General features: G+C 73.8%; 17 protein-coding genes. 10 read left to right on the top strand and 7 right to left on the bottom strand.

All coding sequences use genetic code 11. From position 1 onward, the window contains the following. The coding region (locus AB0K25_RS01130) for a tetratricopeptide repeat protein (protein WP_363817661.1) at positions 1-450 on the top strand (450 nt) is incomplete at its 5' end. 21 nt (positions 451-471) lie between these two features. Here the strand turns inward: AB0K25_RS01130 and AB0K25_RS01125 are convergent. The 4 genes from AB0K25_RS01125 to AB0K25_RS01110 all read right to left on the bottom strand — a co-directional run bounded on the left by AB0K25_RS01125 (position 472) and on the right by AB0K25_RS01110 (position 3,885). Further along, the gene (locus tag AB0K25_RS01125; RefSeq protein WP_088642367.1) at positions 472-1,191 is read right to left on the bottom strand and encodes a CDP-alcohol phosphatidyltransferase family protein; all 720 of its coding nucleotides are present in this window, start codon (positions 1,189-1,191) and stop codon (positions 472-474) included. Continuing rightward, positions 1,166-2,233, bottom strand: a complete 1,068-nt coding sequence (locus AB0K25_RS01120; protein WP_363817658.1) for an iron-containing alcohol dehydrogenase family protein — start codon at positions 2,231-2,233, stop codon at positions 1,166-1,168. Before AB0K25_RS01120 ends, AB0K25_RS01125 begins: the two co-directional genes overlap by 26 nt. Then, on the bottom strand, positions 2,221-2,952 hold the full coding sequence (locus AB0K25_RS01115; RefSeq protein ID WP_363817655.1) for a phosphocholine cytidylyltransferase family protein: 732 nt from the start codon (positions 2,950-2,952) through the stop codon (positions 2,221-2,223). Before AB0K25_RS01115 ends, AB0K25_RS01120 begins: the two co-directional genes overlap by 13 nt. A gap of 123 nt (positions 2,953-3,075) precedes the next feature. After that, positions 3,076-3,885: a hypothetical protein gene (locus AB0K25_RS01110; protein ID WP_363817652.1), complete on the bottom strand. Its 810-nt coding sequence runs from the start codon at positions 3,883-3,885 to the stop codon at positions 3,076-3,078. Between the two features lie 256 nt (positions 3,886-4,141). Here AB0K25_RS01110 and AB0K25_RS01105 point away from each other — a divergent pair, with 256 nt between their 5' ends. Further along, positions 4,142-5,236, top strand: a complete 1,095-nt coding sequence (locus AB0K25_RS01105; protein ID WP_219465275.1) for a PLP-dependent aminotransferase family protein — start codon at positions 4,142-4,144, stop codon at positions 5,234-5,236. 411 nt (positions 5,237-5,647) lie between these two features. Continuing rightward, positions 5,648-6,796, top strand: a complete 1,149-nt coding sequence (gene corA / locus AB0K25_RS01100) for a magnesium/cobalt transporter CorA (protein WP_219465274.1) — start codon at positions 5,648-5,650, stop codon at positions 6,794-6,796. Between the two features lie 81 nt (positions 6,797-6,877). Here the strand turns inward: corA and AB0K25_RS01095 are convergent, their stop codons facing one another. Next, complete coding sequence (locus AB0K25_RS01095) at positions 6,878-7,804, bottom strand: polysaccharide deacetylase family protein (protein WP_363817648.1); 927 nt, start codon at positions 7,802-7,804, stop codon at positions 6,878-6,880. 260 nt (positions 7,805-8,064) lie between these two features. After that, a complete protein-coding gene (locus AB0K25_RS01090; RefSeq protein WP_363817645.1) occupies positions 8,065-8,916 on the bottom strand; it encodes a hypothetical protein in 852 nt (283 codons plus the stop codon). 84 nt (positions 8,917-9,000) lie between these two features. Here AB0K25_RS01090 and AB0K25_RS01085 point away from each other — a divergent pair, with 84 nt between their 5' ends. After that, positions 9,001-9,531, top strand: coding sequence for a peptidylprolyl isomerase (locus AB0K25_RS01085; protein ID WP_363817642.1), 531 nt, complete (start codon positions 9,001-9,003; stop codon positions 9,529-9,531). 27 nt (positions 9,532-9,558) lie between these two features. Further along, the gene (locus AB0K25_RS01080; protein WP_219465269.1) at positions 9,559-10,506 is read left to right on the top strand and encodes a rhomboid family intramembrane serine protease; all 948 of its coding nucleotides are present in this window, start codon (positions 9,559-9,561) and stop codon (positions 10,504-10,506) included. 33 nt (positions 10,507-10,539) lie between these two features. On the opposite strand, the gene AB0K25_RS01075 is transcribed toward AB0K25_RS01080, so the two are convergent. Further along, on the bottom strand, positions 10,540-10,965 hold the full coding sequence (locus AB0K25_RS01075) for a PH domain-containing protein (RefSeq protein ID WP_357019037.1): 426 nt from the start codon (positions 10,963-10,965) through the stop codon (positions 10,540-10,542). Between the two features lie 150 nt (positions 10,966-11,115). On the opposite strand from AB0K25_RS01075, the gene AB0K25_RS01070 reads away from it, so the two are divergent. The 5 genes from AB0K25_RS01070 (at position 11,116) to AB0K25_RS01050 (ending at position 16,367) form a co-directional block, all read left to right on the top strand. Continuing rightward, the gene (locus tag AB0K25_RS01070) at positions 11,116-12,288 is read left to right on the top strand and encodes an acetyl-CoA C-acyltransferase (RefSeq protein WP_208565055.1); all 1,173 of its coding nucleotides are present in this window, start codon (positions 11,116-11,118) and stop codon (positions 12,286-12,288) included. A 108-nt stretch (positions 12,289-12,396) separates the two neighbouring features. Further along, a complete protein-coding gene (locus AB0K25_RS01065) occupies positions 12,397-13,401 on the top strand; it encodes a phosphotransferase (protein ID WP_308290945.1) in 1,005 nt (334 codons plus the stop codon). A gap of 119 nt (positions 13,402-13,520) precedes the next feature. Next, positions 13,521-14,033: a hypothetical protein gene (locus AB0K25_RS01060; protein ID WP_208565053.1), complete on the top strand. Its 513-nt coding sequence runs from the start codon at positions 13,521-13,523 to the stop codon at positions 14,031-14,033. A gap of 68 nt (positions 14,034-14,101) precedes the next feature. Continuing rightward, positions 14,102-14,797 (top strand): response regulator transcription factor, encoded by a 696-nt coding sequence (locus AB0K25_RS01055; protein WP_208565052.1) that lies wholly within the window; start codon positions 14,102-14,104, stop codon positions 14,795-14,797. Continuing rightward, on the top strand, positions 14,790-16,367 hold the full coding sequence (locus AB0K25_RS01050; RefSeq protein WP_363817636.1) for a HAMP domain-containing sensor histidine kinase: 1,578 nt from the start codon (positions 14,790-14,792) through the stop codon (positions 16,365-16,367). Before AB0K25_RS01055 ends, AB0K25_RS01050 begins: the two co-directional genes overlap by 8 nt. Positions 16,368-16,421 lie beyond the last annotated feature (54 nt).

Here is a 16,421-nt window from a genome sequence, read left to right as displayed (position 1 = left end):
CGGGCGGGCGAGGCCGCCACCCTGAGTAACATCGGCAACGCGTACGACGGCTTGGGGGATCGGCGTCAGGCCCTCGACCACTACCACCAGGCTCTACCTATCCGGCGGGAGGTGGGCGATCGGGCCGGTGAAGCCGTCACCCTGAACAACATCGGCGGCGCGTACGACGGGTTGGGGGATCGGCAGCGGGCCTTAAACCATTACCACCAGGCACTCCCTATTCGGCGGGAGGTCGGTGACCGGGTCGGCGAAGCCGTCACCCGGTACAACATCGCGATGGTCCACCGGGCGAACGGTGACCTCGACCAGGCGATCCGGGAACTCGAACAGGTCGTCGACCTCGACCGGCAGGTCGACCATCCCGACCTCGAAGCCGACACCGCAGTCCTCGAACAACTCCGCCGACAACGCGCGCAAGAACAGGATGCCGAACCCCCTGCGGGGCCGTGACGGCAGCGCCGCCGCAGGGCCCTACAGCGACGCGCGGGCCGAGAAGGCGATGCTGGCCAGCAGGAAGCCGCCGTTGACCACGGTGAACGCCACGACCACCCAGAACACCAGCGCCGGCACGAGCATCAGCACCAGCCCCGCCACGAAGATCACCGCGCCGTAGTCGCGGACCAGCTTGACCAGGCGTACCGGCAGGGACGTGGAGGTGACCATGCTGGCGGCGTTGGGGCCGGACTGCATCACCGAGGTCACCAGGTTGACCATCCAGGTGCCGGCGAAGGTCGCCACCAGCCAGGTCGGCGTGGAGGGGCGCTGCGCCACGGCGGTGGCGGACAGGGCGGCGACCAGGGCGATCTGGGCGGCCACGTCGCAGAGCACGTCGACCCGGGCACCCGCCGCGCTGCCCTGACCGGTCACCCGGGCGAGCTGCCCGTCGGCGCAGTCCAGGGCGTACGCCACCTGCCAGCCGACCAGCGCGACCAGCCCGACCAGCCAGGCCGGGACGGTACCGGCGGCGACCCGGTCGGCGAGCGCCACCACGGTCACCGAGGCGGCCAGGCCGAGCACCAGGTTGGTGATGGTCAGCGCGGTCGGGCGCAGCCCGAGCCGCTGGGCGACCAGGGCGAAGACGGCACCCAGCCACTGGCTGACCGACTCGCTGAACAGGCCGCCGCCCCGGTTGACCCGGTGGAAGTCGGCAACGGTGGGGCGGGGTTCAGCCACTGTGGTCGCGGAGTGCACCGGCGTAGTCTGCCAGCCGCTCCCGCGTCTCGGTAACCGACATGGCCAGGTGCTCCAGGATGGTGTACCGGTCGGGGCGGGTGGCCGGGGCGAACTGCACCGCCTCGACGAACTGGTCGTCGGTGAGCCCCACGTCGGCGGGGTGCCGGGGCAGCCGGTGCCGGCCCAGGCAGGCCGCCATCTCGGCGAAGCGTCGCTGGTCACCGCGCAGGAACGTGCAGAACAGCGCGCCGAGGCCGGCCAACTCGCCGTGCGACGAGGTGCCGGGGAAGAGGGCGTCGACCGCGTGCATGATCTCGTGGCAGCCGCCGCTGGCCGGTCGGCTGCTGCCGCAGACGGCCATCGCCAGGCCGCTGGAGATCAGCGCCTCGGCCAGCACCGTGACGAACGCGTCATCGGTCATGTCGCCGGTGTGCGCGAGCACCGCCTCCGCGCCCATCCGGGCCAGCGACGCGGCGAGCCCGTCGACCGGTTCGCCGCGTACCTGGCGGGCCAATTCCCAGTCGGCCAGGGCGCTGATGTTGCTGACCACGTCGCCGATGCCGGCCCGGTTGTGCCGGTCGGGGCCGGCGGCCACGAAGTCCAGGTCGACGATCACCGCGATCGGGATGTGCACCCCGTAGGAGCCCTTCAGGCCGCCGGTGATCAGGCTGGCCACCGGGGAGGCGATGCCGTCGTTGGCGAGGCTGGTCGCCATGGTCACCATCGGCAGGCCGCGCCGGGTGGCGGCGTACTTCGCCACGTCGATGGTCTTGCCGCCGCCGATGCCGACCACCGCGTCGTACGAGCGTTCGCGGAGCTTGCCGCCCAGCTCGTCGGCGGCGTCGAGGGTGCCGCCGGCCACGGTGAACACGTCTGCCGAGCGCAGCGACGGCCGCAGCAGGTTGGCGATCTGCCCGCCCTGACCGGGGCCGACCACCACCGCCACGTCGCCGCCGGAGGAGATCCGCCCGTCGGCGAGGATGGTGGCGAGGTCGGCGACCGCCCCGCGCCGCACGTCGATGTGCAGCGGGGTCAGGATGGTACGAGCTAGTAGCGGCACGCGATCTCCCGCGCCCGGGTCAGGTCGTCGTGGTTGTCGACCTCGACCCAGGAGACATCCCCGATCGGCGCGGCCCGCACCTCCCCGCCCCGGTCGGCGAACTCCTGGTAGCCGTCCTCGTAGTAGAGGTTCGGGTCGCGCCGCCAGGTCGCCTCCAGCGCGTCGGCGAGCGCCCCGGCCACCTGCGGCTCGATCAGCGTCGCGCCGATGTACTCGCCGTACGCCTCGCCCGGGTCCATCAGCTTGGTGATCCGGGTGAGCTGGCCGGCGACGTCGAAGGTGGTCTTCATCTCCTCGTCGGCGAGCGCCTTGAGGGTGTCCACGGCGAGCAGGATGCCCGGCCCGCGCTCGGCGAGCAGGGTCTTTTCCACGCTCACCGGGTGCACGGTGTCGCCGTTGACCAGCAGCACGCCCCGGGCGAAGTGCTCCCGGGCCAGCCACAGCGAGTAGGCGTTGTTCCACTCCTCGGCCTTGTCGTTGTGCACCAGGGTGAGGGTGACGCCGTACCTCTCCTCCAGCGCCGACTGCCGCTGCACGACCGCGTCGGCGGCGTAGCCGACCACGATCACGATCTCGGTGAGCCCCACCTCGGCCAGGTTGCGCAGCGCGATGTCCAGGATGGTGGTCTCACCGTCCACCGGCACCAACGCCTTGGGCAGGGTGTCGGTGTACGGGCGCAGTCGGCGTCCCGCACCGGCCGCGAGCACCATCCCGATCATGCGGGGCCTCCCTCGTACGACTCCAGGTCACCGTGGAGGATAGCCCCGGGTGACCGGGCAGCCGCCGCCAACCGTGAGTTCGGCCGGGCCGGGCAGGGGTTCCAGGGCTGGCCGGGCAGCGGTTCAACCGGGCAGGGCGGCCAGGTCGGCGAGCACGCCCAGCCGCTCGTCCGCGGTCAGCGTGGCGTACGGGCCGGCCGCCCGACGGTCCGTCTCCAGCTCGATGGCCCGTCGCTCCGGCCCGTCCGGCAGCTCCCCGATGCTGGTGGCGGTGTGCCCGGCGGCGGTCCACGCGGCGGCGTGCGCGTCCGCCCGGTGGTACCGCAGCGTGCCGAGGCGGTTGAGCAGCAACACCCCCGACGGGATGCCGTCCGGCTCGTACGGCGGGGCCATCGCGGCGAACGCCGGCCCGGGTTCGGCGTCCGGCTCCCCGGCGAGCAGCACCGCGTACGCCAGCACCCGACCGTACGCCTCGACGAGCCGGTGCACCCGGTCGTCGTGCCCGGCCCACAGCTCCTCGGTCACCTCGGCGTGCACCTGGTACAGCTCGGTGAGGAAGTCGACACCGCGTTCGGTGGCGGTGAAACCGCCGTCCGGCCGGCGGGCGATCATGCCGTGCGCGACCTGCTTGTCCAGCGCCCGGTGGCAGGTGGCCGGGTCGCGGTAGCGGTTGACCGCCGCGAAGCCGGCCCGGTCGACGGCACCCCCGGGTGCGGCGAGCCGGGTGCGGAACTCCACCAGGAAGCCGGTGGCGGCCGGGCCGCCGTACCGCTGGCTCAGTTCGGCGCCACCACCGTCGCGGCCGGCGAGCATCCCGGCCACGAACGCCCGCTCGACCGCCGGGGCGACCAGCCCGGTGAACCGGTGCGGTGCCAGCTCGACGCCATCGCCCACGGTCAACGCGCCGGCGCAGCGGGAGGGCTCGGTGGGCACACTTCGACAGTAGCGAGCGCCGGCCGACCGCGCCGATGTCCGGTCCCGTCCCGACCTGCACCGGAGTCGACCGGTTCGCCCCGGCCCCGGCCCGGACGCCCGGTGCACCCCGCTCCGGACTCCCGGTGCGCCGGCCACCGTCGGGAGGCCGCCGGGCTGGACCGCCGCCACCGCCGGGGCGGGTGGGACTGCCCGCATGTTGAACTTGGCGTGTATGCCGGCCGGAGCGGGCCGGGCAGGCCCTAGGCTCGTGCGCATGACCGCCGAGCAGCTGATCTCGTTTGCCCGTGGCGCGCCCTCGCTGGACATCGTGGATGTCGAGGGGCTCAAGGCCGCCGCCGTCCGTGCCTTCGACGCCGACCCCGCCGGGGTCACCGCCTACGGCACCTCCGTCGGGTACCCACCCTTGCGGAAGTGGATCGCCGAGAAGCACGGCGTCGAGGCGGATCAGGTGCTGGTCACCAACGGCTCGCTCCAGGCCGACGCGTTCCTCTTCGACCACCTGGTCCGGCGCGGCGACGCCGTGGTGGTGGAGCGGCCGACGTACGACCGGACCCTGCTCAACCTCCAGCGGATGGGCGGCGAGATCCACGGCGTGGGCATCGAGCCGGACGGCCTGGACACCGCCGAGCTGCGCAAGCTGCTGGAGTCCGGGGTACGCCCCCGGCTGGCCCACGTGATCCCGAACTACCAGAACCCGGCCGGTGTGACGCTGTCGCTGGACAAGCGCCGGGAGCTGCTCGACCTGGCCGCCGAGTACGGCTTCACGATCTTCGAGGACGACCCCTACGCCGACATCCGGTTCCGGGGTGAGCCGCTGCCGTCGATGCTGTCGATGGACACCCGGGGCGTGGTGGTGCACGCGTCGAGTTTCACCAAGACCGTCTGCCCCGGGGTGCGGGTCGGTTACCTGGTCGGGCCGGCGAGCCTGATCGCGGACATCGCCAAGTCGGCGACCAGCCTCTATATCTCGCCGGGCATGGTGGCGCAGGCGATCGTGCACCAGTTCTGTGTCTCGGGTGACATCCAGCGGTCCATCGCCACGGTGTCGTCGGCGCTGGGTGAGCGGGCCGGGGTGCTGGCCGAGTCGCTGCGCCGGCACCTGCCCGAGGTGACCTTCGTCGAGCCGGACGGCGGCTACTTCCTCTGGGTGGAGTTCCCCGACGACGTGGACGTGGACCGGTTGGCGCCGGCCGCCGCCGAGCGGGGCGTCGCCGTGGTCAAGGGCAGCGACTTCATGGTCGACGGTGGGCGGCACGCGTTGCGGTTGGCGTTCTCCGCGGTGACCGCGGACCGGATCGACGAGGGTGTGCGTCGGCTGGCGGACGCGGTGGCTGCCGTACGCGGCTGAAAATCTGTCGGGTTTCTGACAGAAGCGCGACCTGGGCCGGTCGAGGGCTCCCCTCGGCCGGCCCGACGCCCCACAATGCTGCGAGCGTCACTCACGTTTGGCTGGTGACCCGCTCAGGGCCCCTGCCACCGGCCGGCCGGGTGACGCCGCAGCTTTGCCCCCGCCCCCAACGGTGCCGGGTGGGTCGGGTCGCCCCTCACCCCCCTGGACGCGGCCCGACCCGCCCGGCACCACCCCCCACCTGCTCCCCGGCATCCGCCCCGCTCCCGGCCCGGCCCGGGTGACCAGGATCACGGCCACCCACCTGCCGCCGTCCGTCCCGCCGCAGGGGCCGCCGATCGTCCGAGGGCCGCCGGCCCGGCGGCGGCGTAGCCTGCAAGCCGCAGCACGCACACCGGGAGGGGGTACGCCATGACGGACCGGGCGGAACGGGAACGGTCGACGACACCCCACGGCGGTCGGGTGCTGAACCCCCGCGCCTGGGTGTCCCCGGTCCGGGCGATGTCGCGCATCCTCAACGCCGACGGCTCCCCCCGCACCCCCGCGCCCACCGGCCCCGGCCGCAGCGGCGTGGTCGACTGCGGCCTCTACGTCGACGGCGAACGCCGCCCCGGCCAGTGGCGGTACGCCGAAGCGCTGGCCGCCGCCCGCGACGAGCGCGGCGGGTTCGTCTGGCTCGGCCTGCACGAACCGGAACTGGCCGAGATGACCGCCATCGCCGAGACGTACGGGCTGCACGAGCTGGCCGTCGAGGACGCGGTGAAGGCCCAGCAGCGGCCCAAGCTGGAGCGCTTCGGCGACGTCAGCTTCCTGGTGCTGCGGACCGCCCGCTACTGCGAGCACACCGAGCTGACCGAGACCTCCGAGGTGGTCGAGACCGGCCAGGTGATGCTCTTCATCGGCCCCAACTTCCTGATCAGCGTCCGGCACGGGGACGCCTGCCGACTGTCGCCCGTCCGGGCCGACCTGGAGGCCAAGCGGGACCTGCTGCGGCACGGCCCGTGGGCGGTGGCGTACGCGATCACCGACCGGGTGGTGGACCTCTATCTGGAGGTGGCCGACCAGCTGGAGGACGACCTCGACGTGCTGGAGGCCGACGTCTTCGACCGGCAGAGCAGCGGGCGGATCCAGCGGATCTATCAGATGAAGCGGGAACTGGTGGAGTTCAAGCGGGCGGTGATCCCGCTGCAACGGCCGCTGATGACGCTGACCGCGCAGGTGCACCGGGAGGTGCCGCAGGAGGTACGCCGCTACTTCCGCGACGTGCAGGACCACCTCAGCCGCACCGTCGAGCAGGTCAACTCCTACGACGACCTGCTCAACTCGATCCTCCAGGCCCGGCTGGCGCAGGTCACCGTCGACCAGAACAACGACATGCGCAAGATCGCCGCGTGGGCGGCCATCGCGGCGGTCTGGACCGCGTTCGCCGGGGTCTACGGCATGAACTTCGAGAACATGCCCGAGCTGAAATGGACGTACGGCTACCCGGGTGTGCTGGCGCTGATGCTCGCCATCTCGCTGGCGCTCTACCGGTGGTTCCGCCGCAACGGCTGGCTCTGACCGCCGCCCGGTCGTGGGCCGGGGTGGCGGCCGGTCAGTGGCCGGTGTGCCGCCCGGTCGGTGGGCCGGGGCGGCGGTGGGTCAGTGCGCCGGGGTGGCCGCCGGGGTCGCCGCCGCCATCAGCTCGGAGACGGTGACGAACTCGAAGCCCCGCCGCCGCAACCCGGTGATCATCGCGGCCAGCCCCCGGATCGCCACCAGCCGGTCCGCCGGCCCGGTGTCATGGGCGAGCAGGATCGTGCCCGGGTCACAGGACTCGACGATGTAGTCGACCAGGCCGTCCGGATTCTGGGTGAACCGGGATTCGAGCATCTGCCGGTTCCACAGGACCACCTGGTAGCCGAGGTCGTTGGCGGCCAGCAGGGTGCTGCCGGCCAGGTGCCCGTAGGGCGGGCGGAGCAGGGTGGGCTCCCGCCCCCAGAGCCGGGTCAGCTCGTTGTGCGCCCGACCGATCGCGGTGCACGCCTGCTCGTAGGTCATCTTCGCCAGGTCCTGGTGGGCCCAGGTGTGGTTGCCGATCTCGTGGCCGTCCAGCCGGTGCGCCACCAGCCGACCGTACTCACGGGCGCGGCGGCCGACCATGAAGAACGTGGCCGGGGTGTCGGTCTGGGCGAGGATCGACAGCACCCGGGGGGTCCAGTTCGGGGCCGGACCGTCGTCGAAGGTGAGCGCGATCAACCGTCGGGTGGTGTCCACGCTCCACACCACGTCGACCCGGGACGACCGGGGCGGGGTACGCCGGTCGGCGTGCACGGTGGCCGCGTACCCGCCGTAGACGGGCAGCTTGCTGTCGGCGGTGGCCTCGGCGTAGCCGAACTCACCGGTCAGCGCCACACCCGCGCCGGCCAGCGCGGCGGCGGTGCCGGAGAGCACGCGCCGCCGGGACAGCGCCCGGTCACGCCCGGCCGGGGGCTCCTCCGGACGCTCGGCGGACTGGTCCCAGCGCCCCGTCGAGGGGGCGCCGTTCGGCTCCGGAGCCGGGCGCTCCGGGTCGGTGGTCGACGACATACGAGCACTGTAGGAGCCGGAAGCCCGCCGGGTGGGCCCGTAACGGTCGGGGAGAACCCTGAAAAATCCTTACGTTCTCGTGGGGACCGCCGCCCCGGGCAGGCCGGATGACGGTGCCGGGCCGTACCGTGCCGAGGGCTCCGGGTGCCAGCGGCGCGTCCCGTTGCCGGGCGACCCGGGACCCGACGGGGTCCGGAAGTCGGCTGCGGCGCGGGACGACCGGTCAGGTCGTCACCGCGCCGCCGACGTGGTGCGGGGGATCAGCGCCGGGTGCTGGACTGCGCCGCGTTCCGACCGGCGTCGAGCGCCTTGCCGAGGTCGTCGGCCGGCCGGCCGGAGACGTCGGTGGCGCCCTCGGCGACCGAGGGGACCTTGTCGTTCGGGTGGATCACCGGCTTGCCGGCCGGGGTGCCGGCCACCGTGGAGCTGCCGACACCGGTGGACGGGGGCACCGGACCGGTGGTGGCGGGGTCGTCGGCCGACGGGGTCTCCACGACCAGGATGTCGACCTCGTCGCGGGGGGCGTCGATGCCGGCGGTGACCGAGCCGGCGGAGACGCCGGCGGCGGGCGGCGTGACGGGGGCGGTGCCGATGCTGCGGGTCGGGTCGTACTCGGCCCACTCCTGCTGCTCACGGCGGCGACGCATCGCCATCGCACCGGCCACCCCGGCCACCGTCCCGGCGACCAGCAGGCCGGCGAGCATGCCGCGCGACGTGCGCTTCCTCTTGCGGGCCTTCGGGCTCTTCGCCTTGATCTTCTTGCTCACCGCGGCCTGCTTCGCGGCGGCGGCCTTCCTGCCGGCCACCGCCTTACCGGCGGCCTCGGCCTGGGCGTTGCGCACGGCCAGGGCCACCGGGGCGAGGGCCGCGACCGTCGTCGCGAGGCCACTGGAAGCCCGGTCCCGCACCACGACAGCGGTCGGCGCGACCGCCCCCCGGGCCGCCTGGACCCGCGGGCCGACCGTGGCGCCGGCACCCTTCGCCGCGTGCGTGGCAGCCTGCCTCAGGTGACCGATGCCCTGGTGCAGCTCCACCTTTGCCAGCTGCCCCTGGGTCTTGCGTCGCCCGATTCCCAACACGGTCCCACCTCCTGGGAGTTGTTCCTTCGTCATCCTCCACCAACGGATGCCTCCGCACTGCCAGATGGGGCACATGGGAGGATCCGCATGGAACTGACCAACGAGTGAGGAGTACCCGTGGCCGAGGCTGTCTACGCCACCTTGCACACCAACGCTGGCCCGATCCGGCTGGAGCTCTTCGGCAATCACGCTCCGAAGACGGTTCGTAACTTCGTGGAACTGGCCGAGGGCAAAAAGGAATACACCGATCCCCGCACCGGTCAGCCGGGCAACGGGCCGTACTACGACGGCACCATCTCGCACCGGGTGATCAGCGGTTTCATGGTCCAGATGGGCGACCCGACCGGCACCGGCCGGGGCGGCCCGGGCTACACGTTCGCCGACGAGTTCCACCCGGAGCTGCGCTTCGACCGGCCCTACCTGCTGGCGATGGCGAACGCCGGGCCGGGCACCAACGGGTCGCAGTTCTTCATCACCGTCGGGGCGACCCCGCACCTGAACAACCGGCACACCGTCTTCGGCCAGGTGGCCGACGAGCAGTCGGCGAAGGTGGTCGACTCGATCGCGAACACCCCGACCGGTCCGAGCGACCGGCCGTTGCAGGACGTGGTGATCGAGCGGGTCGAGATCGAGCGCACCGAGGCCTGACCGCACCCGCGAGGTACCTTTGCACGCATGACTGAACGCTCCGGGCCGGCCGGCGACGCCACCGGTGGGCCGGTGCCGACCACCCCGGTCTGCTACCGCCACGCCGACCGGGAGACGTACCTCAGGTGCTCCCGCTGCGACCGGCCGATCTGTCCGGACTGCATGCGGGACGCTCCGGTCGGCCACCAGTGCCCGGAGTGCGTGAACGAGGGACGCCGCAGCGTACGGCCGGCGCGTACCGCCTTCGGTGGCGGTGCCGCCGGCCGTCGCGGCGTGGTCACCCGCGTCCTGATCGCCCTGAACGTGCTGGTGATGATCGTCTCGGTGCTCAGCGACCGGGGCGGCGACTCGATGATCGGCGGGTCCGGCTTCGGCGGCCTGCTCGGTGGCGGCACCCCGCTGACCCAGTGGGGCTCGGTGCTCAGCTACGCCTCGTACGTGCCGTTCGGGGAAGCGCACGGCGTCGCCTCCGGTGAGTGGTACCGCCTCGTCACCGCGATGTTCCTGCACTACGGCGTGGTGCACCTGCTGCTCAACATGTGGGCGCTCTGGGTGCTGGGGCGGGAGTTGGAGGCCCTGCTCGGGCCATTGCGCTTCCTCACCCTCTATCTGGTCGCCGGGCTCGGCGGCAACGTGGCGGCCTACCTGTTCAGCAGCCCCAACACCGCGTCGGCCGGTGCCTCGACGGCGATCTTCGGGCTGTTCGCGGCGATCTTCGTGCTGATGCGCCGGCTGGGTCGGGACACCTCGGCGATCCTGCCGATCCTGGTGATCAACCTGATCTTCACGTTCACCGTGCCGGGCATCTCCATCCCGGGCCACGTCGGCGGGCTGATCGTCGGGGCACTGATGGCGCTCGTGCTGGCGTACGCCCCCCGGATGCGACGCTCGGTCTTCCAGGCGGCCGGTACGGCGGTGATCCTGGTGGCGCTGCTCGGCCTGGTGATCGTCCGCACCGTGATGCTGCTCGGCTGAGCGGTGCCGGTGCCGGCGCGGGCCGCGCGCCGGTCAGGGGCGGGCGGCCCGGACCGCCTCGGCCACCTCGGTCGGCCACGCACCCAGGTCGGCCCGGCCGAGCAGGTGCAGGGTCTCGCCCGCGTCGATCTCCAGCGTCTCCCCGGTCAACCCGAACCGGGTCCGCCGGTCCACGGTGACCGCCTCCACCACGCCCCACGGCAGGTGCCGCCGCCCGGCGTACCCCCGCACGACGGTGATCCCCTCGGCGTCGACCGCGAGGCGGACCGGGGCGAGCAGGTCGCGTACCGCCCAGGCGGCCAGGCCCACGGCGGCGGCGACGGCCAGTGCCAGCGGGACCGGGTCCCCGGCGGCGAGCAGCAGCCCGAGGGCGACCAACCCGACCGCACCGACCAGCTTCACCGCCGGGAGCGCCGGGGGGACCCGCCACTGGCGGGCCGGAGACGATGGTGGATGCACCGTCCCAGCATGCCAGCTCCGCCCGCCCCCCTGCGGCGACCGCTCGCCCCGCGCCGCCCGCCCCTCTGCGTCGGGTCGGGTGCGCCGGGCAGGGCGGACCGGCGGTCGGGGACGTAGGATCGAGGCAGCCGAAGTTACCGGGGAGTAGTCATGAGCGACGCAGTCATCGTCGGTGCGGTCCGTACCCCGGTCGGGCGGCGCAAGGGTGGCCTGGCCGAGGTGCACCCGGTCGACCTGTCGGCGCACGTGCTGCGCGCCCTCGCCGACCGCACCGGCATCGATCCCGGCCAGGTCGACGACGTGATCTGGGGCTGCGTGTCCCAGGTCGGCGAGCAGTCCTGGAACGTCGCCCGCAACGGCGTGCTCGCCGCGGGCTGGCCCGAGTCGGTGCCCGGCACCACCCTCGACCGGCAGTGCGGCTCCAGCCAGCAGGCCCTGCACTTCGCCGCCGCGACGGTGCTCTCCGGGCAGGCCGACCTGGTGGTGGCCGGCGGTGTCGAGTCGATGACCCGGGTGCCGATGGGGTCCAGCGTCGGCGACGGCATGCCGTTCAGCGACCAGCTCCGGGCCCGCTACCGGGGGGTCGAGGGCTTCGCCGACGACCAGCCGCTCCCGTTCAACCAGGGGGTCGGTGCCGAGCTGATCGCCGCCCGGTGGCGCTTCTCCCGCAGCCAGCTCGACGAGTTCGCGCTGGCCAGCCACGAGAAGGCCGCCGCCGCGCAGGACGCCGGGGTGTTCGACCCGGAGCTCGCCCCGGTGCCGCTGGCCGACGGTGGCACCTTCACCGCCGACGAGGGCATCCGCCGGGACACCTCCCTCGCGGTGCTCGGCGGGCTGAAGACCCCGTTCCGCGCCGACGGCGTGGTGACCGCCGGGTCCGCGTCGCAGATCTCCGACGGCGCGGCGGCGCTCGCCGTCACCACCAGCGACTGGGCCAGCCGGCACGGCCTGCGTCCGCTGGCCCGGGTGCACACCGCCGTGGTCGCCGCCGACGACCCGGTCACCATGCTCACCGCCCCCATCCCGGCCACCGCGAAGGCGCTGCGCCGCGCCGGCCTGGGCATCGAGGAGATCGGCGTGTACGAGGTGAACGAGGCGTTCGCCCCGGTGCCGCTGGCCTGGCTGGCCGAGACCGAGGCCGACCCGGAACGGCTCAACCCGCGCGGCGGGGCGATCGCGCTGGGTCACCCGCTCGGGGCGTCCGGCGCCCGGATCATGACGACGCTGCTCCAGCACATGCGGGACAACGACATCCGCTACGGCCTACAGACCATGTGCGAGGGCGGCGGCATGGCCAACGCCACCATCCTCGAACTGCTCTGACACCGCCCGTCCGCGATCCCAGGTCGATCCGGCCACCACCCGACCAGCGGGCCGGCCCGGTGGAAAATGGCGGGTGCCGGGGTGGGATGGTGGCCTACTCTGCGCGGCGTGACGACCATTCCCGTAGCCGCCGGTTGGGCCGATCCGCAGTGGCGGTCCGCCGCCCTCGACTGGGTCACCGGGCACCTGGACCGGCACGGTCGCCGGGTCACCGGCCCGGTGGAGGCCCGGCTGCGCCCCTGGTCGTCGGTCTGGCAGGTGCCCACCGACGCCGGGTCGTACTGGTTCAAGGCGAACAATCCCGGCACGGCGTACGAGGTGGTGCTCCTGGCCGAGCTGGCCCGGCGTACCCCCGGTCGGGTGCTCGACCCGGTCGCGGTGGACCCTCGCCGGGGCTGGTCGCTGCTGCCCGACGGCGGCCCCACCCTGCGTGAACTGGCCGAACCCGAGCCCGCCCGCTGGGTCGACGTGTTGGCGGCCTACGCCGAACTCCAGCGGGAGTTGGCCCCGGCGGCGGACGAACTCGTCGCACTCGGCGTACCCGACCAGCGTCCGGCGGCGATGCCGGGCCTCCTGGCCGACCTCCTCGACGACCGGGCCGCCCTGCTCCTCGACGCCGGTGGCGAAGGTGGGGGCGGTGGCCTGGACGCGGCGACCCACGACCGGTTGCGGGCGCACCTGCCGCGCTTCGCCGAGGACTGCCGGCGGCTCGCCGACAGCGGCATCCCGGCCAGTGTCCAGCACGACGACCTGCACGACGGGAACGTGTTCGCCGCCGCCGACGGCTACCGCTTCTTCGACTGGGGGGACGCCTCCGTCGCGCACCCGTTCGGCACCCTGCTGGTGACGTTGCGCTCGGCGGCACACACGTTCTCGCTGCCGGAGGGGGACCCGGTGCTGGTCCGGCTGCGGGACGCCTATCTGGAGCCGTGGACCGACCGGCACGACCGGGCGACCCTGCGGGAGGTCGCCGGGCTGGCCATGCGGGTGACCACGGTGAGTCGGGCGTTGTCCTGGCGGCGGGCCCTCGACACCACCGACCCGAGCCGCACCGAGTACGCCGACGCGGTGCCCGGGTGGCTCGGCGAGCTCTTCGCCCCGATGCCCGTCTGACCGGGTGTCGGGCGGGCGGGAGGTCCGGAAGACACACCGGTGGTGCGACACGGGGGAGTGGAACTTCCAAAAGTCGACAGTGACCCACATCACCCCTGGTCACGGCTCGTTGGCCAGGTATGGACGTCTTCTCGCGCACCTTCCTCCCGGCCGCCGCCGAGACCGGGCTGGCGGTCCAGACGGTGAGTCGGCACATGCCGGTCTTCCGGCAGTGCGTCGGCTCCGGCGACGCCACCATCCTGGTCGCCCGGTGCGCCCGCCCCGACCGGCCGGTCGACGGCGACTACCTCCTCCTGCTCACCCACCGCCGGCTGGTGGTCACCCAGCAGACCCGGGTGCTGCATCGGCTGCGCCTGCACCTGAACACCGAGCTGCGTGAGCTGAGCAACGTCACCTGGAGCCCCGATCCCCGGGCGCAGGCCGTCGAGTTGGCGGCCACCGCGATCGACGGGGTGCGGGAGCGGTTCGTCATCCGTACCCAGCACCCGAAGCAGGTGTGGCAGCTCGACACGCTGCTGCACCACGCGTTCCGCACCCGGCTGCGCAAGCCCGAGGAACGGGTCGTCGCCACCATCGGCGACGCGCCGGCCGTCGCACCGGCCCCGCTGCTGCGCCCGCTGCCGACCCGCTGACCGCATCCTTACCTGACCCGAACACCGGCCTACGTTTCGGTCGGTCCAGGGTCGGTCATCATGGGCCGGTGACCGCTGACGCCACCGGCCAACGTGGGCTCGTCCTCGTGGTGGAGGACGAACCGGCCATCGCCGACCTGGTCCGGCTCTATCTCAGCCGGGACGGGTTCGGCGTACACCTGGAACGGGACGGCACGGGCGGGTTGGCCGCCGCCCGACGGCTGCGCCCGGTGGCCTGCGTCCTCGACATCACCCTGCCGGGCCTGGCCGGCACCGAGGTCTGCCGGCGGCTGCGCGAGGCCGGTGACTGGACCCCGGTCCTCTTCCTCACCGCCCGCGACGACGAGGTCGACCGGATCGTCGGCCTGGAGCTGGGCGCGGACGACTACGTCACCAAGCCGTTCAGCCCCCGGGAGTTGGTGGCCCGGGTCCGGGCGGTGCTGCGGCGCACCGCCGGCGCCCCGGACGGGCCGGACCGGCCCCGCACCGTCGGCCCGGTCACCCTCGACCCGGCCCGCCGCACGGTGCTCGCGGCCGGCTCCCCCGTCCAGCTCACCTCCACCGAGTTCGACCTGCTCGCCCACCTGATGGCCCGCCCCGGCCGGGTCTTCACCCGGGAGGAGCTGCTGGCCGGGGTCTGGGGTTACGCGGCACACGCCGGCACCCGCACCGTCGACGTGCACGTCGCCCAGGTGCGGGCCAAGCTCGGCCCGGCCAGCGTGATCCGCACCCACCGGGGCGTCGGATACGCCGCCAATGGCTGAGCCCGCCCCCCGGCCGCCGACCACCCCGCTGTCGGCCGCCCCGCCGCCGGCCGCCCCGCTGTCGGCCGCACTGCCGCCGGCCGCCCCGCTGTCGGCCGCACTGCCGTCGGCCACCCCGCCGCCGGGCGCCCTGCCGCCGGCCACCCCGCCGCCGGGCGGGGCCCGGCGGCGTCGCCGTCGGCCGCGCCGCCGGTTCACCCATACGCTGACCGCCCGCGCGGTCCTGGTCACCTGCGCGGTGTCGCTGGTGTCGGTGCTGGTCACCGCGCTGGTCGCGGTCCCCCTGGCGGTACGCGGGGTGGAACGCCGCGACCAGGCCGCGCTGGCCGCCCAGGCCCGTCTCGCCGCCGACGTCCTGCGGGTACGCCCCAGCCGCCAGCGCGACGCGGCCGGCGACCGGCTGATCCGCCAACTCCGGGAACAACAGATCGAGGTGTACGTCGTCCAGGGTGGGCTGGCCGACCGCCCCGGCCTGCCCCGGCAGGTGGTGAACCGGGTCTCCGGCGGTCGGGACGTCTCCGGCCGACGGTTCGTCAACGGCCAACGGACCCTCGTCGAGGGGCGGGCACTGCCCGGCGGTGAGGGTGTGGTGTTGACCCGGGCCACCCCGCAGGGGCCGTGGCGGCAGGTGCTGCGCGCCCTCTGGCTGCCGCTGCTCGCCGGGCTCACCGCCGGGGCGGCGGCCGGGCTGCTGCTCGCCCGCCGGCTGGCCCGCCCGATCCGGCACGCCGCCACCGCCGCCGCCCGGTTGCGCGCCGGTGACCGGGCCGTCCGGGTGCCCGTCGAACCCCCCGACGAGGTCGCCGACCTGGCGTACGCGTTGAACGGGCTGGCCGCCGCGCTGGCCACCAGCGAGGGCCGGCAGCGGGAGTTCCTGCTGTCCGTCTCGCACGAGCTGCGTACCCCGTTGACCGCGATCCGGGGGTGGGCGGAGGCGCTCGCCGACGGGGTGATCGGCGCGGACGAGGCCGCCGCCACCGGCCGGACCATGCTCACCGAGGCCCAGCACCTGGACCGGCTGGTCGCCGACCTGTTGGCGCTGGCCCGGCTGGAGGCGGTGGACTTCCCGTTGGAACCGGTGCCGGTCGACCTCACCCGGCTGGCCGCCGACGCCGAGCGCACCTGGTCGGAGCGGTGCGCGGCCGTCGGGGTGCCGTTCCGGCTGGAGACGCCGGGCACGGCGGTGCCCGCGTACACCGATCCGGGGCGGATCCGGCAGGTGGTGGACGGGTTGTTGGAGAACGCACTGCGGGTCGTACCGCCGGGGGCACCGGTGGTGCTCGCGGTCCGGGCGGCCGGTGCCGACCCGACCGCCGATGGGCTGATCGAGGTCCGTGACGGCGGGCCCGGCTTCACCGACGACGACCTGGCGGTGGCCTTCGAGCGGGGGGCGTTGCACCAGCGCTACCGGGGGGTCCGCAAGGTCGGCAGCGGGTTGGGGCTGGCGTTGGCCGCCGGGCTGGTCCGCCGGCTCGGCGGGGAGATCGTCGCCGGGCACGCCGCCGAGGGCGGCGCGGCGTTCACCGTCCGGCTGCCCGCCCATCCTTACCCGACCCGAACATCGGCCTGACCCCGCGCCCATCGGGCTCCGCGACGCTGGTGGCACCACGGACCAGAGGGAGAG

This window comes from Micromonospora sp. NPDC049257 (genome assembly GCF_040678915.1).
Lineage (GTDB): Bacteria > Actinomycetota > Actinomycetes > Mycobacteriales > Micromonosporaceae > Micromonospora > Micromonospora antibiotica.
Note: the sequence above shows the minus strand (reverse complement) of the source record. Positions and strands in the feature narration are given on the sequence as shown.

Coding starts and splice junctions, on each gene's coding strand:
- AB0K25_RS01115 (WP_363817655.1), bottom strand. CDS start 2,952: ATGATCGGGATGGTGCTCGCGGCCGGTGCGGGACGCCGACTGCGCCCG.
- AB0K25_RS01105 (WP_219465275.1), top strand. CDS start 4,142: ATGACCGCCGAGCAGCTGATCTCGTTTGCCCGTGGCGCGCCCTCGCTG.
- corA (WP_219465274.1), top strand. CDS start 5,648: ATGACGGACCGGGCGGAACGGGAACGGTCGACGACACCCCACGGCGGT.
- AB0K25_RS01095 (WP_363817648.1), bottom strand. CDS start 7,804: ATGTCGTCGACCACCGACCCGGAGCGCCCGGCTCCGGAGCCGAACGGC.
- AB0K25_RS01090 (WP_363817645.1), bottom strand. CDS start 8,916: ATGACGAAGGAACAACTCCCAGGAGGTGGGACCGTGTTGGGAATCGGG.
- AB0K25_RS01080 (WP_219465269.1), top strand. CDS start 9,559: ATGACTGAACGCTCCGGGCCGGCCGGCGACGCCACCGGTGGGCCGGTG.
- AB0K25_RS01070 (WP_208565055.1), top strand. CDS start 11,116: ATGAGCGACGCAGTCATCGTCGGTGCGGTCCGTACCCCGGTCGGGCGG.
- AB0K25_RS01060 (WP_208565053.1), top strand. CDS start 13,521: ATGGACGTCTTCTCGCGCACCTTCCTCCCGGCCGCCGCCGAGACCGGG.
- AB0K25_RS01050 (WP_363817636.1), top strand. CDS start 14,790: ATGGCTGAGCCCGCCCCCCGGCCGCCGACCACCCCGCTGTCGGCCGCC.